This window comes from Chroococcidiopsis thermalis PCC 7203, assembly GCF_000317125.1.
Classification (GTDB): domain Bacteria; phylum Cyanobacteriota; class Cyanobacteriia; order Cyanobacteriales; family Chroococcidiopsidaceae; genus Chroococcidiopsis; species Chroococcidiopsis thermalis.
Map to the genome: position 1 here is coordinate 2,572,026 of NC_019695.1, position 22,634 is coordinate 2,594,659.

A 22,634-nucleotide genomic window follows, 5' to 3' on the forward strand; every position below is an offset into this window, starting at 1 on the left:
GAATGAGAAGAATATATCTAAATTCCCCCAAGTCTTCTTGTCCTCCTTGTCCCTACATCCCACACCCTACACTTTTTAAAAGTAATTCCAGTTCCTGAGAAGTCAAATCGCGCCATTGACCGGGTGGCAGATCTCCTATGTGTAGGTGAGCGATCGCCACTCTTATTAAGCGTAAGGTGGGAAATCCTACTTTCGCTGTCATTCGCCTTACTTGGCGGTTTTTACCTTCTGTCAAGACTAGTTCTAACCATGCTGTAGGCACGCTTTTGCGATCGCGAATTGGCGGATTTCTTGGTGGTAAGGTTGGTTCGGGTTCTAGCAGTTTAACTTTGGCTGGTCGAGTTCGATAATTCTCAATTATCACTCCTTGTTCTAACTGCTGAATCGCTGATGCATTTGGAATTCGTTCTACTTGCGCCCAATAAGTGCGGCTATGTCCAAATTTAGGATCGGCAAGTCGATGTTGAAGTTGTCCGCGATCGGTTAGTAGCATCAATCCCTCGCTATCCCAGTCGAGGCGACCGACAGGATAAACTTTGGGAATGGGAATGTAATCTTTAAGCGTGCGCCGTTCGCCAGCGCGATCGCCATCGCTAAACTGGCTCAACACCCCGTAGGGTTTATTAAACAAAATGTATCGGTATTTACCCATTGTAGAGGGGACAAGGGAGACAAGGGGGAACTCGCTCTTCCCCACGACCGAAGGGAGTGGGGATTAGGGGGCGAAGGGAGACAAGGGGGACAAGGAAGCAGAGGGGCAAGGGAGCAGAGGGGCAAGGGAGCAAGAACTGTCAACCACCAACTACCCATTACCCATTACCCATTACCCACTCACCCTTCACGCTCTTACTGATAACTGATAACTGGTCACTGAAACAAATCCAACGGTAAATAACCGTAAGTACCGTTGACTGATTCTTCTACCAATGAATGATAGGATACCAGCACGCCGCGATACGTACCCGTGTAGGAGTCGAGGTAGTACGTCTGTCTTTGACCGTTAAATTTAATATATACTGGAGCGATCGCCGCAGCTAAATCATGAGGAGCGATGGCGACTGTATATCCTAAAGCTTTGGCATAGGATGCTAATGCTGCTAGCCCCTGCTCTGGCGTGTCGGCACAAATTCCGAAGTTGACGAAATCTGCTTGCGTGCTTAGTAGTATTAATGCTTGTTGCAACTGGGCGGCTTCTGCTGCCGATTCTACCGGTTTAACTTCCAAACAACTGAAAGTTTCCAGTAATTTTTGGGCTGAGGCGATCGCGAAACGATCCGAAAGTGGCTGAGACATAAGCAGCGATGCATGAGATGCATGAAATAACGCCTGAAGCTCTGCTTGTTGCCATAGTAGAACAGTCTATGCCAAGCAACACGGAGGGAATAATTTACAGCCTGAAGTAACTTCTAAAGAATAGGCAAGCTGATTCCAAACTATTTTCAAAACATTGCCTAGAACTAGACCTATAATCGATTGGTCAAGGCTAAACTCTTGCCAATTGCGAATTTGATTTAAAGTTTAGTTTCTCATCCTAGCATACGGAAAGTCATAATTTACTGGCTTTTCCAACTCGGTACGAACTGTTACCTCAGTTGAGTTCGCTTGATGTCAACGATTCTACCCAACTTATAGATTCGATTTGGATTGACCGAAAAATATGAGCAAAGCATGAACCCCGATTTTAGTTTCAGTAATTCTGCCAATACGTTGTGAATCCTGTATTCAATGCAACTAATTCCTCTGTGAATGCGTCAAGTCCAATTGAATGCAGAACGCGAACTGCGATTCTCCCTCGAATAAGATTCATTTTTTGCTAGTGCTTCCATTGCTCAATTATTTAAAGTTTAGGTAAATTTTCTCAGCTAGGTATGCGATTCCATCGGTTCTCGATAACAAGTTGAGTATAATAATTTCTGTTTACCTATATTTTCAGTGTATCTACGCAAATGCCAGCGCCTACCAACAAGTACTATCTCTGGAGACATAGTGATTTGTACGTTCGCGGATTCAACAGATGAATTGTAATAATGCCTGTTCCTAAAGTTTGACTCTACTAAATAAACTTCTATTATTTTTTCATGAAGATAGCCCTAGTTCACGATTATCTAACGCAAAGAGGTGGCGCAGAGCGAGTTTTTGAACTGCTTTGTCAACGCTATCCCGAGGCAGACATCTTTACTTCTGTATACGATCCCGAACAAACTGTCGATTTAGGTAACCGTATAGTTCACACGACAGGATTACAAAAAATCCCAGGTGCAGCAAAATATTTCCGAATGCTGGCTCCTCTCTATTTCCCTGCTTTTCGCTCTCTGGATTTGCAGGATTACGACCTCATTATTAGTAGCAGCAGTAGCTTTGCTAAAGCTGTGAAGAAGAGGAAGGGAGCGCAACACATTTGCTTTTGCCATAACGTGACTCGGTTTTTGTGGGATACAAAAACTTACTTGAGAGAGTATGGGGACTATCATTATTTCTATCCGTTAATTGAAATGATCTTTCGCAAAATGCGAGAGGTTGACCGAATTTATGCTCAAGAACCCGACCTTTATATCGCTAACTCTAGTATCGTAGCTCGGCGAATTAACCAGCACTATAGCAAACCAGCACTGGTGATTAACTACCCAATTAATAGCGGTAACTTTACTTTTTCTAATGACAAGGAAAATTTTTATTTAGCTTCAGCTCGTCTAATCAGTTACAAACGAATTGACGTAATTGTGGAAGCATTTAACTGGCTGGGATTACCTTTAGTCATCATTGGCGATGGACCAGAACGCCAACGGCTAGAGTCAAAAGCGCTGAAGAACGTCAGATTTTTAGGACATGTCAGCGATGCCGAACGAAAATATTTAATGTCAAAAGCTTGCTCTGTTGTTGTTGCGGCTTTAGAAGATTATGGGCTAGTACCAGTAGAAGCAAATGCCAGCGGTACGCCCGTGATTGCTTATGGCGCGGGAGGAGTCATAGACACTCAAATTCCAGGACATACAGGAGTATTCTTTTACAGACAATCGCCAGATGCAATCCAAAATGCTTTGCTTGCTGCCAAAGAAATTCAGTGGGACTACGGCAAAATTCGCCATCACGCCCTGAGTCATTTTTCAGAACAAGCGTTTTTTAGCAAAGTTGAACGGGCGATCGCCGATACGGTGAGTAGCATTGCATAAGTTCATTAGGATCGTTGTAGACTGTTTGGAGTGCTAGGCATGGTTAGAGTAAATGAAAGTAATATGCCCATGACCGTCGAAGAATCAGACGGTGGTTACGGGCAGTTGTTAGCAGTTTTGATGCGCCGTCGCTACTGGCTGCTGGGGGTTATGGGAGCGGTGTTGACAATTGCCACTGTGTTTACCTTAATCTCCAAGCCTACATATCAGAGCGAGATGCAGTTACTGATCGAGCCGAATTATCAGGGGAAGAAAGATGGCACGACCCCGAGACAAGGCGAGCAGTATGCTGATTCTGGAGTCACGATTGACGACTATGCCACGCAAATTAACGTCATGCGTAGTTCGCTGCTGATTCAAAGGGCAGTCGATATTCTCCGCTCCGAATATCCTACGCTTACAGTGGCGGAGGTGAAGAAAAACTTAGTACTAAAACAAGTTGTTGAAGAAAAAGCCAATACTAAGATCGTCGAGGCGACTTATACAGCAAACGATCCGATTAAAGCACAAAAAGTCCTGAAAGCCGTCCATACAGTTTATCAAATTTATAATCGCGAACAACAAGAGCAGCGGTTGAAAAAGGGTTTGAAGTTTATTAACGAACAAATCCCTGCCGTGACTAAAACAGTCGATCAAGCAGAGAATAAATTAGAAGAGTTTCGCAAAAATAATAACCTGATCGATCCAGAGCAACAAGCGGCGACAGTCAATAACTCGTTAAATGCGATCGCGCAGGAACGCGAAGTCATCCGCGCCCAGTATAATGACTTGCAAGCACGCTACGGTCAACTGCAACAGCAACTCGCTCGTTCTCCGCAACAAGCGCTAGTTGCTTCCCGCTTGAGCCAATCATCGCGCTATCAAACCCTACTCAACGAGTTGCAGAGAACGGAACTCGCCCTATCACAGCGGCGGGTTGTCTTCACCGATGAAGACCCTAACGTGAAAAAATTACTCGAACAACGGCAAAACCTGCTGAGCATGATGAAGCAGGAAGGCGGACGAGTTCTGGGTGAGGGACAAGCATCCCAAGCAGCAGCAGCTGGTAATGCGGCAGATGGTATTCTCCAGCAAGGACAATTAGGAGCGCTCGACCTCAACCTTGCAGGTCAATTGATCGAAGTACAGACAAACATGAATGCGATGCGGGCGCGGGATAACAGTCTAGCGCAAACACAGCAGAAGCTACGTAGCGATCTCAAGCGCTTCCCAGTGCTATTGGCAGAATACAACCGTCTAGTTCCCTTCGTCCAAATTAATCGCGATAAACTCCAGCAGCTGTTGAGAGCGCAGCAAGAATTAAGTTTAGAAATTGCTAGAGGTGGATTTGACTGGCAAGCTTTGGAAGAACCACGTCTAGGATTGAAAGTTGGTCCCAACTTGAAGCTGAACTTGTTGTTGGGTCTAGTTGCGGGGTTGATGCTGGGTAGTTTAGCCGCCTTCTTGCGCGATGCCGTCGATGATTCCGTCCACAGTTCCGAAGACTTGGAGAGACAATTCGAGCTACCCTTGCTGGGAATGACTCCAGAATTGCCCAGAGGCAGAGTGGCACAACCAGAAGTCAGTTTGCCTTTTGGCAAGCCGCTGCATCTGTCGCCCTGGACGGTACAAGTACGAAATTGGCCCCCATCATGGGAATCGCTGGATTTGATTTATCGCAATCTCCAGTTGATGAACGAAATGGCTGCATTCAAATCTTTGGTGGTAACTTCCGCCGTAGCAGGTGAGGGTAAATCTACTTTAGCCTTGGGTCTAGCTTTAAGTGCGGCACGGCTACATCAGCGTGTGTTGTTGATCGATACCGACTTGCGCCGTCCGAGTTTACATCAAATCCTGAATTTGCCCAACGATTACGGACTGTCTACCTTGTTGAGCAGCGATGCCACGCTGCCGATTCATAATGCAATTCAGTCTTCTGGCTCCTACATAGACATTTTGACTGCTGGACCACAGCCAGAAGACCCAGCCAACCTACTCAGCTCGCAAAGAATGCGAGAGTTGATGGCAGGATTCGAGCAAAATTACGATTTGATTTTACTCGATGCTCCACCTTTACTGGGTATGGTAGATGCGATGATTGCTGCTTCTTGCTGTACTGGTGTCGTGCTAGTTTCTCGCGTTGGCATGGTGAAGAAGACAGAGTTAGTACAAGCCAACGCTATGCTGAGAAAGCTTAACGTGATTGGAGTGGTGGCAAATGGCGTGAGTAACGTTTCTTATGGCTATGGAGCCTACTCTAGAGAACAAGGAGTTGAGCTGAAAAAAGTTTGGGGAAATGGTTAATAGTTGATGGTTGATAGTTGATGGTAATTAACAACCAACTACCAATTACCAACTACCCATTACCAATTCGTATGAAAATCCTATTCCTCGATCAAAGTGGCAAGCCAGGAGGGGCGGAGCTTTGTCTGTTGGATATTGTTAAACCATATCGCGATCGCTGTTTAGTTGGTTTGTTCGCCGATGGTGGGTTTAAAGATTTACTCCAACAGCACGAAATTCCCGTGCAGGTGCTAACTGGGCGATCGCTACAAGTGAGTAAAGACAGTGGGTTGCTCCAAGGCGCGAGTAGCCTGGGTCAGTTGCTGCCTTTGATTACCCGCGTTGCCAAAATTGCCCGCGAGTATGACATCATCTACGCCAATACGCAAAAAGCACTGGTGGTAGGAGCGATCGCATCCCTCCTCAGTCGCCGCCCTTTGGTATATCACCTACATGACATTCTCTCAACCGAGCATTTTAGCCGCACTAACCTGCGTTTAGCTGTAACTTTGGCAAATCGTGCCTCGTTAGTCATTGCTAACTCCCAGGCAAGTCAAAAAGCTTTCCTCGCCGCCGGGGGAAATCCCAAACTCGTTCGTGTTGTCTACAACGGATTTGCCCCCCAGTTGTATCGACAGGAAAATTCCGTAGCTCAGACAAGGCAAGAATTGGGGCTAGAAGGCAAGTTTGTTGTCGGACATTTCAGCCGACTCGCACCGTGGAAAGGACAGCACGTGCTTCTAGAAGCACTGACGCAGTGTCCGCCAGAAGTGACAGCAATATTTGTTGGAGATGCTTTATTTGGCGAACAGGACTACAAGCAACAATTACACCAGCAAGTTGCCGAGTTAGGACTAGAACAAAGAGTGCAATTTTTAGGCTTTCGTAGCGATGTCGTGTCATTAATGGCAGCCTGTGACTTAGTTGCCCACACATCAATTGCGGCGGAACCATTCGGGCGCGTGATTGTCGAAGCTATGCTTTGCGGTCGTCCAGTCGTAGCCAGCCAAGCTGGGGGTGCAGTGGAACTGGTAGAGACGGGAAAAACAGGTTGGCTCGTACCACCAGGAGATGCTCAGAAATTAGCAGAAATTATCAATACTTGCCGCCAGCAGTCTGAAATGGCTAGTGCGATCGCCCATCAAGCCCAAATTTCAGCCAGTCAACGGTTTGAATTAAATGAAATAAATCGGCAAATCGAGCGGCTTTTGGCGGGAGTCGGGAGTCGGGAGTCGGGAGTCGGGAGTCGGGAGTCGAGAAGAAAGCGATAAAGAGGACAAGGGAGAATTTTAGGTATGCAAATTTTGACATCAGAATAAAGCACTTGATAGAGAATAATTACCCCGACGACAAAACCCACAACCGTACCAAACTTGAGAATAATGCCTTCTGGCTGCACCTCGTGGAACTGTCGTTCGCGATCGATTAATTCTGCTTTGGTCTGACATCCTCCCGACACCGCATCAAAGATGACGGTACGGGGTTCCCAAATCAACCAGTCAACTTATCAACCAAGTTCTCACTTAATTGACAGAGGTTGGTCTGTCCTTGAAAAATTTGACGCATTTACGTTGTTTCAGCCAACGAAAAATCAAGGTTTCACCCCACTCTGACAGAAGAGGGATATATAGCAGTTCTAAATGATTTGTAAAGTAGGCTTCTAGCCTGCGACAGGCTAGAAGCCTGCTCCACGTTCATGAATCAAATAGGATTGCTATATTCACGGCTAGTGACAATAAATCTTTGTCCAAAACCCGCCCGTACAGGTAGGGGCGGGTTTGGCAAAGGATTTACAGGCTTTGACGAGCGCTCTTCTTCCAAAACCCACCCGTACAGAAGTCGGGAAAATTTGAATTTTGAATTTTGAATTTTAAATTTTGAATTGCTTCCTCAGCTCTCTTCTCCCCCCCCATTTATCAAACGCTCCAGCGTTTCTGACAATTGCTGCTTGTCATAAGGCTTACAGAAAAAGGCGGTTGCACCCAAGTTTAAAGCCAGTTGACGTTCTTTAATGCCACTGCGAGAGGTCAACATGACAATGGGTAACTGTTGGAAAGCTGGATTGGATTTCACCCTAGCTAAGAAACCGTACCCATCGAGCCGAGGCATGTCAATATCGCAAACTACGGCAGCAATTTGAGCACCACTCATCAACTTTTCTAAAGCATCCAGTCCGTCTTTGCCTTGTTCGACTCGATATCCTGCTTTTTCTAGCGTCAAAGATAAGAGGCGGCGGACGTTAATCGAGTCATCGACGACTAAAATTGTCGGGCGTTGGTTTTGTAGTTCTGCCGCTGCACGATGGCGATCCTCTGGCTCTAAGCTGGCAGGGTGTTGGCTAGTGGCAATCCAGTAAAGTAACTCTGGGGTGTTAATTAAGGGAACGACTTTACCATCGCCTAAAATCGTACAACCGTTGAAGCCAGGAGGCATGGGAATGTTACCTTCGACCGGACGGATGGCAACTTCCTGTTCGCCCCAACAACGGTCTACTTGCAAACCAACCCAATCGCTACCATTAGCAATTAATAATACTGTTGGTGCGCTCATCAGGGGCTGAGTTCTTTCTTCGTTAGCGTTTTGCAGGCGACGAAATTTCAGCCAATCGCCCAGATAAATCAGCGGGACTGAGTATTCTTTCCAGTGCAGTTGTGGTTTGTCTTCGATTGTAGATATTTGTTCTACATCGAGCAGGAGCATTTCTTCGATCGCCGTGGTAGGAAAAGCCAGTAGTATCCCCCGACTTTCCACCAATAGCACCCGTGCCACCGATAAAGTGAGGGGAACGCCGATCGTAAATGTCGTACCCACTCCTGCTTTGGTTTCTACTTTAATGTCACCGCGCACTTGGCGCAGGTTCGTGCGGACGACATCCATCCCGACACCGCGACCGGACAAGGAAGTGACTTCATCGGCAGTACTAAAACCAGGCTCGAAGATCAGGGTTAAAACTTCTTCATCGCTAGCATTGGCGATCGCCTCCCGATCGAGCCCTAGATGTTGCGCCCGCTGTCTGACTTTATCGAGCGCAATCCCCCGCCCGTCATCTTTAAAGATTATCAGAGCTTGATTGCCCCGATATGTTGCTTCAATTGAAATCGTACCTTGTTCCGGCTTGCCGCTAGCTTTGCGAGTTTCAGGGTCTTCTATACCATGATCGAAGGCATTACGCAACAAATGCATCAGCGGGTTGCTTAGGGCTTCTAAAATACTGCGATCGATCGGGGTATCGCCACCTTGAATTTTCAGTTCGACATTTTTTCCGTGCTGTAAAGCCAATTCTCGCAAGGCTCTAGGAAACCGCCCGACCAGATCGGCAAACGGACGCATTCGCAGTTGGTTGATGCAAAATTGCAGTTGTTTTGCCGTGCGGTTGAGGTCGCCAACAATTTGCTCTGTCTCCTGCAAGCACAGATCGATATCTCCACTCACTTCTTGCAATTGCACGATGTTTGCCATTACTTCTGTCGAAGCCTCGTCTGCTGTCTCATCTAGATTATTACCACTATCCAGTGGGGACATTGGCTGAGGCGATCGCGGGGTTGTGTTCGGCTGCAATTGGCTGCTGTCAGGAGAAAAGGCAACTTCCGATAAAGATGATGTCGTGGGTAAAGCCGATGGAAATGGAGACGGTGGCAGTGTTGCAGTCCGACGACGGTGATGGGATTGTTGCAGCGATCGCACTTTCCGTTCCAGAATTTTGACGGAGTTCCGCAACCTCTCTATTTGTAAGTCGAGTCCGCTGCGTTCTATGGTCAACTCCCCAAACAGATCGTTGAGTTGCTCTAGCTGTTTGAGCGGAACTCTAACGGTATTTTCCTGCGTCTCCTTCAGTTCGGCTGGCGGCGCGAGATCGAGCGGAGATGATAATCTGGCAGGACTAGCATCTGTAACGGGTGCAGGATCGGCAGTACTTGGACTTGAGACAACTTCCTCTACAACACCATCTAAATTGAGCGTCGAGGGTAAACCCTGTAATTGTCCCGCCATAATTGCGGCTTGCGATCGCCGCCACGCCTGCAAAGCTGCCTGGGCGATCTCTTCCTCCCGTGTGGGTTGAGTTGCTAATAGCTGTTTTACGGAGCTACACAAACTGTTAAACTCTGGTAGCTCTAGCACTTCCCCTAAATCGCTTAAATCTTGGGCGATCGTCACAACTTCTGCGCCCAAGTTAGACTTATCCTCTTGCGCCAAAATCGTCTCTAGCTGCTGCAAATAAGCATCAACTTCCGATTCAAACAGCATTTGGATCGTTTCTAATCCCTGCTGCGGTGACAGAGGTGTAACTGTTTCCTGTTCTTCCCTTGGTTCTCCCAGTATTTGTTGCAACTGCTCGAATAACGGTTGAACTTGACTCGTTTGCCATTGCTCGTCTACAACGTTTGTCTGACGATTTGTCGTGACGACGTGGCGCAAACAATCCACAGCGCTCAACAGTAACCTTTCCACTTCTGGCTGAATCTGCTTCTGAGTTCTGATGACTTTAAAAAAGTTTTCCAGGCGATGAGCTAAATGACTCAGAGTTGAAAATTCCATCATTGCCGCTCCACCCTTAATCGAGTGTGCCGATCGCAGCATCGCATCGACTTCTTGCCGCGTCAGTTCTACACGACTGCTAACTCCAATTAGCTTTGACTCGATCGCATCCAAATGGTCTTGGGCTTCTTCTAAAAACTGGAGCTGAATTTCACGTTCTTTATCCTGAGACATTTTGGTGAGGAGTGGTTAGTTGATGGTTGATGGTTGATGGTTGATGGTTGATAGTTGTTGGTTGTTGGTTGTTGGTAAGAGGCAAGAGGTAAATTTTGACTTCTCCCTTGTCTCCCTTGTCTCCCTTGTCTCCCTTGTCTCCCTTATCCTCCCCAGCTCTCTTCTCCCTTAACTGTCTCATCCTCGTCAACTATTTCAGCTTTCTTCCTGCCCAATTCCCGCATTTCGTCGCCAACTTTAAACTTGCCAACTGAAACTTGCAGTTGTTGGGCAACTTCTACGGTGCGTTGTAGGGAATTGGAGATTTGACGGGAGTATTCGGAAGATCCTGCCGATACACCAGCAATTTCTTGCATCAATTCCGTAACCATTTGTGCTGTCTCGACTTGGGAAATCGTGGCACGCGAAATCGATTGCACCAATTGATAAATTTGATGCGATTCTTCTAAAATTCGTCCCAAACTTTGTTTGGAATCTTCCACAAAATTCGCGCCTGCGATCGCCTGCTGGTTGCCGATTTCCATCGTCCGCACGACATGGCTCGTTTCCATTTGAATATTCTCGACAATTTGTTCGATTTCCTGCGTGGCTGCGGCTGATTTGGCGGCGAGTTGCCCGATTTCTTCTGCCACGACAGTAAATCCCCGTCCGGCTTCTCCGGCGCGTCCGGCTTCGATGCTAGCATTAATGGCTAAAACATTGGTTTGCAGGGCGATGTGATTGATTAAAGATACGACTTTAGAGATCTGTTGAGTCGATTCGCCTAACTGCTTGGCTTGCATTGCGGTTGTTGTCACTGTATCGCGCAAACTCAAAATACTCTGTACCGTGCGATCCATTGCTTTGCCACCAGTCTCTGCCGTGCTAAAAGCAATGCTAGCAACTTCGGCGGCGCGATCGGCGCTAGCTGCTACAGCTTGAATCGAATGAGTCATGCGCTGTACTGAGTCTAGGGTGCGATCGATATCCTGGGCTTGTTTGAGTGCTTCGTCGGCGAGTTGGCGGATTGCGCCTGCGTTTTCGTCTACCGAAATATTCACTTGTGTTGCCGCTTTTTTCACCTGCACGACTAATTGTCTGAGGCTTTCGATAATGGCGTTGAAAAATTCTGCTACCGTACCGATTTCTCCAGTGGTTGTGTTTGCCCTGACTGTCAAATCTCCCCTTGCCGTGCCTTCAATTTGGGCTAGCAACTGTACGAGTTTTTGCTGCAAAATTTCTTTTTGTTGTCTTTGGTCGAGGGAAATCGTTTCAGCTTTTTGGCGAGAAGCTTCTACCTGTTCTAAAAGATGAGCTTGATCGAGGGCAAAGCCAATTTGAGTTGCTAACTGGGTAAATAAATCGATATCCGCTTGCTGCCAGATCCGCGATTTAGAACATTGATGGGCAATGAGTAAACCTAACAATTCGCGATCGCGAATCAGCGGCGCAACTAACGTAGCCTTAACTTCAAATTTTTCTAACTGTTTGACATGACAAGCTGCCAGTCCAGCTTGATAAATATTGTCGATCGCCCGCACTCTACCTTCGCGATACTGTTGGGCGTAACCTTCCCGAAAGCAGCTATCATCTATTGTTTGCCCGACTAACTGTTGCCAACCAGGGGCTACTGACTCGGCAATAATTTTTCCCTGCCAGTCAGGATCGAAGCAATAAACGACAACGCGCTCTGTTTTCAGGACGCGCCGCACTTCCCTCACGGCAGTAACTAAAATATCTTGAAAGTTAAGCGACTGCCGAATTTGCAAGGTTAGATCGGTGAGTAAATTGGCTCTTTCGACAGTGCTTTGCTGTTGTTCGAGTTGGGTTTGCAGTTGTTCCGCCATGCGGTTGATATTTGCCGCTAACACCCCGACTTCATCTTCGCCTGTCACCGGAACGCGAGTGTCGAGTTTGCCTTGTCCTAGTTTGCGCACGGCGCGAGAAACGGTGACGATCGGGCGCAGGGCGCGGTTGACTAGAATTGTCGCGATCGCTGCTGCCAGTAATGTGGTCAATCCCGTTGCTCCCATAAAAGTGAGCAGCAACCCGCCGCGAATGTCGGCAAATAGCTCGTCACTAGGTTGAGCGATCGCCACTCCCCAGTTCAGTTTGGCTAATTCTTTAATTGCTGGTAACGGCGCATAAGATAGCAAATATTCTTGTTGTTGCTGGCGGTTTATATCGTATGTACTACCCAGGGTTGACGATTTTTGCAGTTGCGTAACTGCCTGGGGAAAAATTGCTTTGACATCTTTACCCAAGTATTCGGGATACGATGCTGGGGCGATGAAGATCGTACCGCGCTCGTTGAAAGCCAGGAACTCCTCAATCTGCAAGCCAGGAATATTTTTGGTCAGCTGCCGATCTTGCTGTTGCACGCTGCGATCGAAATACGCTACAGGAGTGCGGGTACGGACTACGCCAATTGTTTGTCCCGTATCGGGATCTTTGACTGGTGCAGCGGTAAAAATCGAGTACTGTCCCGTAGCGATAGATTTACGCGGCGGCGTAATGACTGGGCGATCGCCCTTCAGGGCTGCCTGAAAGTAGTCGATTTTGTTGTAGTTTTGAATGACATCTCCAGTCGATTGCATCACGACATCGCCGTCAAGATCCAGCAGGATGATACTGTCGTAGCCTTGACCGTTCTTAATGTATTGGTCTAAAAATGCTTGTCTTTCTGCTTCTGGTAGCGATCGCCGAATATAAGGGCGATTGAATAGCGTCATACTTGCCAGGGTTTGTACGTCCTGGTAGCGTCCGATTAAAAATCGATCTAAGCGATCGGCGAAAGATGCAACTCTCACTTGCTGTTGCTGTCTGATATTCTGAGTAATATTACTACTGGTGAGGTGATAGGCGGTTGCTCCTAAAAGAACGATCGGAATCGTGCTAACCGCGATCGCCCCAAGCGTAGCTTTGGCTCTCAAGCCGATCCGCTGCCACCACCACGAACGCGACTTGGAGGGAGGACGCTTGACTGAGTTAACGCCGTGAGGCACTGTAGTTTGTCCGGCAGCGATCGTCAGCGGGTTGGTATGACTTTTGCTTAAACCAGACTCCGGCTCTTGAGTGCGATCTGCTTGACGATTCATACCAGTTTTGCGATCTTCTCCTGCCGTGTCTTGCCTCGGTTCTTTCTTAGAGCGTATATTCATAAACTCAGCGTCTCCAGTAAGAGCAATTCCGCCAAACACCAATCATTTCAACATCAAAGCTATTTCCTGTACAGAGCGGGGGCAAGTAAAATTGCTTCTGCATTGACTACGAGTATTAACTCTTGTTCCTGGACGATACAGCCATGAAGGAAAGGAATTAATGCTGATGTTACCAGCTCTTTCGAGGATTGAACCAAGTCTGGAGTAAAGTATTTTACCCCATTAACTTCTGGTACGAGCAACCCCAAAGTCATCTGCTGGGCTTGAATTAAAATGACGTTATATTGCGAGATATTATGGTCGAGCGGCTGCAAGCTGAGGATCTGAGCCAAATCGACTACCCACAATACCCGATTGCGGTGGTTCAGCAAACCGACTACACACTCAGGCATATTGGGCATAGGGGTGATTCTCCGTGCCGGTATCATTAATACCTCTTGCACGTACTCCATTGCCAAAATAGCAGGAATTTGTTCTGCCAGATAAAATTTTAAATATCTTTCACCTGGACGGGTTTCTATTTCTGCTGAATTCATTCGCGATCGCAATTAATTTGGCTGAGCTTGCCTAACCGAAGATCTATCGATTTTGGCATTTAGCATAACACCATCAGTCTTTTTGGGGACAAAATTTATATTTCATTAAGATGTGGTGCGTGGTGCGTGGTGCGTGGTGCGTGGTGTGGGATTGAATTGTGACTGGTGGCTGGTGGAACCAGAATTGTCCCCCTTGTCTCCCTTGTTCTCCTTGTCCCCCTTGTCCCCTCAGCTTCCTCAGCTCCCTCAACTTCCTCAGCTCCCTCAGCTCTCTTCCCCGGCTCCCTTAAATTCAATCGCTACTCTTAGTGGGACGAAAAGCGTCTAAAAAATTGAGTAAATTATACATCTGACGAGATTGAATCCAAAGCTTTCCTTTCCCTCGGAAGCGACAAACCAATCCTTCCCCGCCTAAAATTCCCGTTCTCAGATTCTTAAATGATAGACCACCAATCATCTCTACGTGGTAACTGAGTGAATCTTCAAAAGCAACCACGTAACCTGTATCCACTACGTAATCGCCTTCTACAGGAATCTCAATAATTGCACCATAGGAGCTAAACCAAAGATCGCCCTTACCAGTAACTCGTAACAAAAATAAAGACTCACCGCTAAAAAAACCTCTAAATCCTTGAAATGAAGGGTCGATTTCCACTGTATGACTAGCTGCAACAAATCCCGAAGATTGCAGCATTAAACCGTTACCATCTAGATAATAATGCTGAATATCTCCTGGCACTCCAGGGGAAAGCAGTAGCTGTCCGGCTCGTCCTTCAGCGGTAAATTCGCTCATAAATAAAGACTCGCCTCCTACCATTCTGCCTATTCCTTTCATCAATCCCCCTTTCATTTTGGACTTCATTTTTATCCAAGAGTCCATCGCCGCCATTGCCCCAGATTCGACCAACACAGTTTCATTTGCCCTCAAATCGAGTTGCAAAGAAGCATAAGCAGGAGAATGTTCGATTTTATAAGTGATATTCATAATTGGTAATTGGTAATTGGTAATTGGTAATTGGTAATTGGTAATTGGTAATTGCTCCCTCTGCCCTCTGCCCCTCTGCCCCTCTGCTCCCTCATTTTGCAGGTAATTGCGAGCCAACTATTTGACCGAAAGCATTAGCATTGTGAGTTTGGCAAAATAATCTGCCTTTACCTTGAAAGCGACAGGCTAATCCTTCTCCACCTAAAAATGCTCCAATTAAACTAGAGCCAACTTTTGTAATGCTAAAATTTAAACTTTTTTCAAAAGCAACAATATGCCCAGTGTCAACGATATACTCGCCATCAACAAGAATTTCGTAAATTGCTCCAAAAGATGTTAGGATAACTTGACCGGAACCGCCTATGTCCAACCAAAAAATTGATTCTCCTGAAAAGAACGATCTAAAGCCTTGAAACCCGACGTTAATATCGACATTTGCTTCGCTAGCTAAATAAGAACTTGCTTGAACAACTAGCCCAAATGATGACATTTGATAAATCAAAATATCGCCCATTAATTTAGGGGCTAAAAAGACTTCACCGTCATGTGTGGGAGAACGAAATATACTCAAAAATAAAGACTCTCCCGCCATCATTCGTTTAAGTCCGCCCAGAATGCCACCACTTTTTCCTTGTCTGAGGGTAGTACTAGCATTGATATAACTACTCATAGCAATCATACTGCCTGCTTCCGCCACTAACTCCTCGCCAGCACTCATCCTAATATGAGCGATCGCGCTATCGGGTTGATGTAAAATATCTATGTTCATAGAAGTCAAAAGTTAAAAGTTAAAAGTCAAAATTAGCTACTCACAAATGACAATGACAACTGACTACTTAACTTGCGATCGCAAATATCTAACTAATCCATCAATACTGCGAGATTGTAAATAAATATCGCCCGTACCAGCAAGACGATTGACTAATCCTTCGCCAGAGGTGACGGAACCAACTAAGCCACCAGCTAAGCCAATGCTCATTTTAATTTTTGGTTCGTAGGCAACTAAATGTCCGCTATCGACAATAAATTCTCCTTGAATCTGCTTTTTTGTAATCCCGCCATAGCAGCCAAAAAATGCCCTACCACTACCACTGAGTTTCAGTTTAAATAATCCTTCGCCTGCCAACCAACTTTTAATTCCTGCCCATTGTAAGCCCATTTTCACCCCTGCACTATGGGCGACAAATGCTCCTGGTTGCAAGCAAATATCTCCCTGACTCAAATCAAGTCTGCCAATATCGCCAATTGTGGATTGAGTTAAAACTAATCTAAGGGATTGTTGAGTCCGATTGGTAAAAGTATTAACGAATAACGATTCGCCACCCAAAAACTTTTTCAGTAAGGCAGGAATTAAACCACCAGAAAATTTAGTTTGGATTGATAACTGCGCATCCATACTCGTCATTGCCCCAGCTTCAGCAGTAATACTCTCCCCAGGATCGAGCGTGACGAAAATAGCAGCAAAGGCTGGTTTGTAGCGAATATCGTATTTCAAAGCCCTAATTCCTACTCTCGATAATGCACTTAATATGGAGCAGAAAATGAGCGATCGTCCAGTTTATTTGAAGAATTAATAAGATTTTGCTAAATTGTTTACTATCTGTGCTGAAGGGTAATGCACAAAATTCAAAATTGGTAGGGTGCATTAATCAACGCACCCTAAAAAATATTACCAATTACCAAATTCACGTAGAAATCGATAATATCCACTCCCGCAGCAATGAATTCACCTGTTCGGGAACTTCATCATGAGGACAATGACCTGCTTTCAAGAAGTATTCTCGCAATTGTGGATAATATTGACGAAACTTTGGACTTCGCCCTCTGGCATTCATCCACGGGTCGCCCTCACCCCACAATAACAGTAACGGGCAAGTCAATTGTTGTAGCAATATATCAACTTTTTCCCCTTGAGGAGTGCTGAAAACCGAGGCAAACACATCTACTGCACCAGGATCGCACGCCGGACGATAAATATCTTCTACTAATTGGTCTGTAATGGCACTTTTATCAAGATAGACTTTCTCTAAAGTTTGCCGAATTACCCACGGTTGGCGAATGTACTGAAATAACAGAAACCGCGCCCAAGGCTGCTGAAAAGTCCACTTGGTTACATCTCCGAAGAATTTTTGCCATAAGTCCGGCTGGCGTGGTGGTTGAACTTCAGTTTGCACTGATTCTGATTCAACGCTAGGCTGTTCTTCGCTAAAAGGACCGGCACTATTCAATAATACTAACCCTGCTGCGGCATCTGGACGCTGGGCAGCAACGCACAAACTCGCATATCCACCTAATGAATTACCCGCCAGTACCGCAGGCTGTTCGATAACTTCGGTGATAAAATCATGCAGTTGGTCGCGCCACAAGTCACCGCTATATTGCAGTTTAGCTTTGGCGGAGCGTCCGAAACCAATCAGATCGATCGCGTAGACTTGAAAATCCTTTTGCAGTTCGGCAATATTTTTGCGCCAGTGGTCGGTAGAAGCACCAAATCCATGTACTAATAGTAAAGGTGGGCGCTGAGGATGGGGCGTTCCCGCCTTGACATAGTAAATCGAATGCCCGCGCCACTGCCAATACTTACCAGGAACCGAGGTTGTAGCAGCTGTTGTTGTTTGCACGATTTAGTAATGTTAAGTAACATTACTAATTTTAATTTAGAGGGAATTGGTAATTGGTAGTTGGTTGTTGGTGATTTCCCTACTCACGACTCACTTTCTTGATGATTACAGGTAAAACAAAACTACTTGGCGTAATTGGACATCCGGTGGAACATTCCCTTTCACCCGCGATGCACAATGCCGCGATCGCCCATTTAGGATTAGATTATGTCTATCTCCCCTTACCCGTAAAACCAGAAGATTTAGCTGCTGCCCTCCAAGGTTTTGCAGCGATTGGTTTAGTCGGTTTTAACGCCACCATTCCTCACAAACAGGCAATTTTGCCCTTTCTATCAGAAGTCTCTCCCGTAGCGCAAGCAGTAGGCGCAGTTAATACTGTCTGGCGCACAGATGAAGGGTGGGCAGGAACTAATACTGACGTGGAAGGATTTCTCGCACCGCTTTTGGAAAAGTCAAAAGTTAAAAGTCAAAAGTCAAAAATCGATTCTCCCGACTCCCCACAAATAGCAGTCATTCTCGGTAATGGTGGTGCAGCTAGGGCTGTAGTAGCGGGTTGTTCTCAGCTGGGTTGTGCGGAAATTTGTGTCGTAGGGCGTAATGAGGTAAAGTTACAGGAGTTTTACACGAGTTGGAGTAATTCTCAAGTTCAAGCTAACTTGCAAGTCTATACTTGGGATAAGCTACCGGATTTAATTGCCCGTGCCGATTTACTGGTGAATACAACGCCCATCGGTATGTATCCTCATGTCGATCGATCGCCTTTGAGTTTAAGTGAGATGGCAGTATTAAAACAAGGTGCGATCGCCTACGATTTAATTTATACTCCTCGTCCAACGTTATTTCTACAACAGGCACAGCAACAAGGTGCAAGGACTATTGATGGCTTGGAAATGCTAGTGCAACAAGGCGCGGCTGCTTTAAAAATTTGGTTACAACAACCCGTTCCTGTAGAGATTATGCGCCAAGCACTGCAACAACAACTATAGAGATTCTGCAACTACTCACTACTCACTTTTAAAGAGCTTCAAAAGTAGCCCGCTTTTCACCTTTAGCATACAAGTGCATCAGTAAGTTCTGATTTTGGTAATCTTCATCAAATTCAATGTCTATTTTCATTTCTGGATCGATTGGTTTAAATTGAGTCGGACTACAAGAATAAATTGGAAAGCTAAAGTTAGGTACGCTTATTGTTAAGTGTTTTTGCTTAAAAGTTAATACCCAAATAGCTCCCGTTTTCCGATTAATTAGATTAGTTGGTTCAGGTTCAATTTTTATATTGTCAATCAAATTTTCTACACTAATAAACTTAACTGTCAGGCAGACTGGTTTGTGAAAAACTTTACTTACCAGCTTTTTTTGTTCTAAATTAAGTTTCTGCCAACTACTACCCCAAGATGCTAATAGATCGTTTTCATTGTCTATCTGTCCTTGCAAGCTACTTAAATGAGACATCAGAAATTGTTTAAGATCTGTCATGATTCTGCTTGCATACATCACTGAAGTAAAAAGTAAAGCAATATTGCTTTGACTAGTAACTAGCTCAGGGGAGAAAAACAATTTAATTTATCTGTATTTATTACAACAATGACTACTGAGTTAAAAATATAACTTCAATTTTTAGTACTATTCAAGCATGGCAATCTATTATGAAATAACGGGGATTAACTAGCAATAGATTTTATAGTATGGCGGGCATTGCCCACCATACTCACTAACTTTAAAAAAGAGAATTGTTAGAAATCTGACACTCAATCCATGCTGAATATAAATCTTCTTCTATGGCTCCCCGCCTACCAATAATTTCAGCATCATGCACTAGTACTTTAAGTGTTGTTACGTAAACGCCGTTGAGTATTTGGTGTCCGTAACCAATTACCCTACCTGTATGTCCCGTATTCTGATGAACAACATACTCTCCTACGTCGAACATAATTTTCCTCGCTCGATCGAAGTACATAGGTACTTTATCATAGCCGCGATCGCCACAAGTTGTTGACCAGTTAATTTCAGTCTTATAGACGATCTCACTAATACTTATGAGAGATTTTGATGTAATTTGCTGTGTTTATTTGAATACAAAAGAAAGCAATTATTTTTAAAAATGATTTATACACGTTCTTCCTCGTGTAGAGACGTTACATGTAACGTCTCTACACGAACAATCGATTTCACGATCCATCTAAGATTGCTATAGTATATTTCATCACGCTTTAACTTAAAATTTCCCTCTCTCTGGTTAGAGGAAGAAGCGCCAAAAAGTAGTTAATTTAGTTATAAGCCGTTAGGAAGAAGCAAGTAACAATACTGAACAGTACAGATTGTTTTGTATTGCTAACACAGAGTTTTAGTTTTTTGAATTGCTATTGACTTAGCAGTTCAAAATTCTTATTGATACAGAAAAGCTAAAAATATTTATTAGAAATTGGGATTTACGATGTTTTCTTGAATCAAAAATCCCAAATTTAAAATTAGATCGCTCAAGTGGGTCTAGAAGCGTAGATTAGTACGTCCTGAGTTTTTACCAATCAATCGAATATTTAATGCTCACAGTTCTACCTCTAGCAGCAGAATAAGCCGAATCGTTAGCTTGAATTTGGGACACAATCGGGAAATATTGATTGTCGAACAAGTTTTCCACTCCAATTTGTAAAGTTCCAGCATCTCCCAGTTGAATGCTGCTGATGTAGTCTACAGTCAAGTAACTTTCTACTTCCCTTCTCCCAAAAGCAACGCTGTCACCAAACACATCGCGATCGCCAGAAAATAATGCTTGAAGACGATTGCGCCAACCTGGGGAAGTTTCATTCTCGACATAAGCTACAACTTTTAAAGGCGGAATCCGAAAGCCATCTAAAGCTGTATATTCTCCATCATCAGCCAGATCGATTTCACCCCCTTGTAAAGTAACAGAACCACCAAGTGAAGTGCGATCGCTTGGTTGCACGTCTACAGCAGCTTCTACACCATAAATCCGTTCTGGGGCGCGCAGTATGGTTCCTGGTGCGGTAAAAGTCGTACCTAATTCCGACTCGTTGTAGAAAGCAGATAAAGACCCTTGGATTGTCTCCCACTGCCCGCGCACACCAATTTCATAGCTATCAACCTGCTGCGGTTCTGGATTGAGTGACTCGACATCGAATCCTGGTTGAGCATTTCTTAAAACTAAGCCGATATCTGCTAGCGAGAAACCTTGGGCGAAATTCGCAAATACGTTTATCTCTTCTGTCAAGAACAATACTGTACCAATGTTGAACAGCGTCGCGTCAAAATTGAGATCGCCCCCAGGAATCACCGTATCGGGATTGGCTAAAGTCGTGAAGTCATCCACGCTGACATCAGCATTTTCGTAGCGCACACCGCCGTTGACGATAAAGCTATCGCTCACATCCCAGGTTAACTGGGCAAATAAACCCAAACTATTGAGTTCTAGCGGTGGTGTCCAAGTCCGTTCGCCTGTAGGGAGAAAATCTAGACCTCCACTGGCTGCAAAAGCAGCGCGATCGAAGGTTGTCACTGGTTGCACGGTATCTTCGTTAAAGTAGTCTACACCCCACAACAATCTCGCTGCCCCTTTGTTAAATAAAGGCGTTTCAATTTGTAAGCGTCCGCCAAACCTTTCCGATTCCACCCGCGACTGATAAATCTGGTTGCCCAAGTTACTAAAATTTCTACCGTCAAATGGAAAGAACTCAGTTAAATAATCTCGGTAGTACAGTTGAGCCTGCACGTTGCTGCCCAACAGGTTTTCGTGACTGTACTGCAAATTCAGCAGCGTGTTTCTCGTACCTGGAAGCTCGTCTAAGTTCAATCCTTCTAGAGTGCGAGCTTTTTGTCTGCCTGGTAACAAGTTGACACTGGGATCGGTAGTAAAGTCCGTATCTTGGCTGTCGTCGAAGTGGTTGAACGTCAACTGGAGACGCTGTTGTTCGTCTAAATTTACGCCCAACTTACCAAAAAAGTTGAGTGTTTCCGCATCAGAAAAACCACCTTGAGCATTCGGATCGGGAGGAATGCGATCGCCCTCGGCATCAAAAAAACCACCTGTAGTCGTCAGCGAACCACTTATGGCAAAATCGAGATTATCCTCAGTGCCAGAAATCGCATGTTGCAGGTTATAACCCAAACTATCGCCTGATAAATTTCCCAAAGCTCCACTTATGCCAATTTGAGTCTGAGAAGCTAACCTCTCCTCGCTTGGCGTGCGCGTGATGATATTGATGACACCACCCGTTCCACCATCACCATAAATCGCCGAAGGACCCCTTACCACTTCAATTCGTTCGATCGCCGAAGGATCGATCGTGCGCAAATCGCGCTGAGCATTTCGCGAAGTTGATTGCGGAATGCCATCAATTAAAACTTGTATGTTGCGCCCCCGTAGAGTTTGCCCAAAGTTACTGCTGCTTTGAGTTGGAACTGCTAAGCCAGGAACCAACTTACCGAGAATTTCCCCTACATTTTGGGACAGTCTTGTTTGTTGTTCAATTTGTTCGCGGTTAATTATCGTCACCGATCGCGGTACGTCCTGCGGTTCTTCTGCCGTCCGCGTTGCCGTCACGGTAATTTCCTGTGCTGGCTCGCCTTCTGTAATCGTCTCTGTTTCTGTTGGAGTTTGCGCGGTTGCAGGCGCAACGGTAACAACCAAGCCGTTTTGACTTGGTACAACTTCTGCTATGGGTGCTGCTGTCTCTCCCACGAGTTGAACTCTGACACGATTAGCATCAATCTGAGTCACTGTAACGAGACTGATTCCCTGGGCTGGATTTTCTGCCCGATAATCTCCCTCTGGTAACGCCAGCCTTGTTTGAGGAAGATCGGTAATCCAGCTATTGTCGTCAACCGTAGGTGTAGCCACTGGCAATTGCTGCCCGCCTGCCGTTTCTAGGATAAGTTCTAGCCCTTGAGGAGTCGAATTCAGTCGTACACCCGTTACCTCGATTGCCTTCTCTGCACCGCTACGCTGCTCTTGGGGCGCGTTTTGAGTATAAGTGGATACTGATGCAAGTTGCGCTTGAGCGATCGCGGGGGCGAACGTGGCGATCGCGCCCACTAAGCTTAGTACAGATAGTAATTGCAAATTTGACACAATAACTCCTCGCTCACAAACCATCATGTGACTTGCTGATTTACTCCTTTGGAGAGATGCAAGATTCGATTTTGCGCGATCTTGAAGTAAATACTCGCTTTTTAGCCAGTAAATTTACTGAAAC

The 22,634-nt window shown here is 45.5% G+C and carries 20 protein-coding genes; 5 read left to right on the forward strand and 15 right to left on the reverse strand.

Annotated elements, in window-relative coordinates:
• Positions 1-52: 52 nt before the first annotated feature.
• A complete protein-coding gene (locus tag CHRO_RS11285; protein WP_015154337.1) occupies positions 53-652 on the reverse strand; it encodes a pseudouridine synthase in 600 nt (199 codons plus the stop codon).
• 56 nt (positions 653-708) lie between these two features.
• Between CHRO_RS11285 and CHRO_RS32055 the strand changes: the two genes are divergently transcribed.
• Entirely contained in the window at positions 709-891 is a 183-nt protein-coding gene (locus tag CHRO_RS32055) for a hypothetical protein (RefSeq protein ID WP_181824314.1), read from the forward strand.
• Here the strand turns inward: CHRO_RS32055 and CHRO_RS11290 are convergent.
• The gene (locus CHRO_RS11290; RefSeq protein ID WP_015154338.1) at positions 868-1,293 is read right to left on the reverse strand and encodes a DUF1824 family protein; all 426 of its coding nucleotides are present in this window, start codon (positions 1,291-1,293) and stop codon (positions 868-870) included. The genes CHRO_RS32055 and CHRO_RS11290 overlap by 24 nt on opposite strands.
• A gap of 785 nt (positions 1,294-2,078) precedes the next feature.
• Between CHRO_RS11290 and CHRO_RS11295 the strand changes: the two genes are divergently transcribed.
• The 3 genes from CHRO_RS11295 (at position 2,079) to CHRO_RS11305 (ending at position 6,703) form a co-directional block, all read left to right on the forward strand.
• On the forward strand, positions 2,079-3,170 hold the full coding sequence (locus tag CHRO_RS11295; RefSeq protein WP_015154339.1) for a glycosyltransferase: 1,092 nt from the start codon (positions 2,079-2,081) through the stop codon (positions 3,168-3,170).
• Between the two features lie 39 nt (positions 3,171-3,209).
• On the forward strand, positions 3,210-5,453 hold the full coding sequence (locus CHRO_RS11300) for a GumC family protein (RefSeq protein ID WP_015154340.1): 2,244 nt from the start codon (positions 3,210-3,212) through the stop codon (positions 5,451-5,453).
• A 71-nt stretch (positions 5,454-5,524) separates the two neighbouring features.
• Positions 5,525-6,703: a glycosyltransferase gene (locus tag CHRO_RS11305; protein ID WP_051033345.1), complete on the forward strand. Its 1,179-nt coding sequence runs from the start codon at positions 5,525-5,527 to the stop codon at positions 6,701-6,703.
• Here CHRO_RS11305 and CHRO_RS33350 read toward each other — a convergent pair.
• From CHRO_RS33350 to CHRO_RS11345, 10 genes are all read right to left on the reverse strand, one after another.
• On the reverse strand, positions 6,595-6,927 hold the full coding sequence (locus tag CHRO_RS33350) for a hypothetical protein (RefSeq protein ID WP_071925433.1): 333 nt from the start codon (positions 6,925-6,927) through the stop codon (positions 6,595-6,597). The two genes, CHRO_RS11305 and CHRO_RS33350, sit on opposite strands and share 109 nt — an antisense overlap.
• A gap of 395 nt (positions 6,928-7,322) precedes the next feature.
• Positions 7,323-10,142: a hybrid sensor histidine kinase/response regulator gene (locus tag CHRO_RS11310; RefSeq protein ID WP_015154343.1), complete on the reverse strand. Its 2,820-nt coding sequence runs from the start codon at positions 10,140-10,142 to the stop codon at positions 7,323-7,325.
• The gene (locus tag CHRO_RS11315; RefSeq protein ID WP_041462439.1) at positions 10,129-10,323 is read right to left on the reverse strand and encodes a hypothetical protein; all 195 of its coding nucleotides are present in this window, start codon (positions 10,321-10,323) and stop codon (positions 10,129-10,131) included. The genes CHRO_RS11310 and CHRO_RS11315 overlap by 14 nt, the downstream gene beginning before the upstream one ends.
• The gene (locus CHRO_RS11320) at positions 10,286-13,282 is read right to left on the reverse strand and encodes a methyl-accepting chemotaxis protein (protein ID WP_181824315.1); all 2,997 of its coding nucleotides are present in this window, start codon (positions 13,280-13,282) and stop codon (positions 10,286-10,288) included. Before CHRO_RS11320 ends, CHRO_RS11315 begins: the two co-directional genes overlap by 38 nt.
• Positions 13,283-13,341: 59 nt before the next feature.
• The gene (locus CHRO_RS11325; RefSeq protein ID WP_015154345.1) at positions 13,342-13,818 is read right to left on the reverse strand and encodes a chemotaxis protein CheW; all 477 of its coding nucleotides are present in this window, start codon (positions 13,816-13,818) and stop codon (positions 13,342-13,344) included.
• A gap of 95 nt (positions 13,819-13,913) precedes the next feature.
• Positions 13,914-14,114, reverse strand: coding sequence for a hypothetical protein (locus CHRO_RS32065; RefSeq protein ID WP_181824316.1), 201 nt, complete (start codon positions 14,112-14,114; stop codon positions 13,914-13,916).
• Positions 14,111-14,803: a TIGR00266 family protein gene (locus CHRO_RS11330; RefSeq protein WP_015154346.1), complete on the reverse strand. Its 693-nt coding sequence runs from the start codon at positions 14,801-14,803 to the stop codon at positions 14,111-14,113. Before CHRO_RS11330 ends, CHRO_RS32065 begins: the two co-directional genes overlap by 4 nt.
• Before the next feature lie 91 nt (positions 14,804-14,894).
• Entirely contained in the window at positions 14,895-15,572 is a 678-nt protein-coding gene (locus tag CHRO_RS11335) for a TIGR00266 family protein (protein WP_015154347.1), read from the reverse strand.
• A 63-nt stretch (positions 15,573-15,635) separates the two neighbouring features.
• Entirely contained in the window at positions 15,636-16,298 is a 663-nt protein-coding gene (locus CHRO_RS11340) for a TIGR00266 family protein (protein ID WP_015154348.1), read from the reverse strand.
• A 190-nt stretch (positions 16,299-16,488) separates the two neighbouring features.
• The gene (locus CHRO_RS11345) at positions 16,489-17,424 is read right to left on the reverse strand and encodes an alpha/beta fold hydrolase (protein WP_015154349.1); all 936 of its coding nucleotides are present in this window, start codon (positions 17,422-17,424) and stop codon (positions 16,489-16,491) included.
• Positions 17,425-17,525: 101 nt separating this feature from the next.
• Here CHRO_RS11345 and CHRO_RS11350 point away from each other — a divergent pair, with 101 nt between their 5' ends.
• On the forward strand, positions 17,526-18,410 hold the full coding sequence (locus CHRO_RS11350; RefSeq protein WP_015154350.1) for a shikimate dehydrogenase: 885 nt from the start codon (positions 17,526-17,528) through the stop codon (positions 18,408-18,410).
• Between the two features lie 28 nt (positions 18,411-18,438).
• Here CHRO_RS11350 and CHRO_RS11355 read toward each other — a convergent pair whose 3' ends face one another.
• The 3 genes from CHRO_RS11355 to CHRO_RS11365 form a co-directional block, all read right to left on the reverse strand.
• Positions 18,439-18,900: a hypothetical protein gene (locus CHRO_RS11355; RefSeq protein WP_015154351.1), complete on the reverse strand. Its 462-nt coding sequence runs from the start codon at positions 18,898-18,900 to the stop codon at positions 18,439-18,441.
• Positions 18,901-19,141: 241 nt separating this feature from the next.
• Complete coding sequence (locus tag CHRO_RS11360; RefSeq protein ID WP_015154352.1) at positions 19,142-19,354, reverse strand: hypothetical protein; 213 nt, start codon at positions 19,352-19,354, stop codon at positions 19,142-19,144.
• 588 nt (positions 19,355-19,942) lie between these two features.
• A complete protein-coding gene (locus tag CHRO_RS11365; protein ID WP_219336134.1) occupies positions 19,943-22,510 on the reverse strand; it encodes a TonB-dependent receptor domain-containing protein in 2,568 nt (855 codons plus the stop codon).
• Positions 22,511-22,634: the final 124 nt, after the last annotated feature.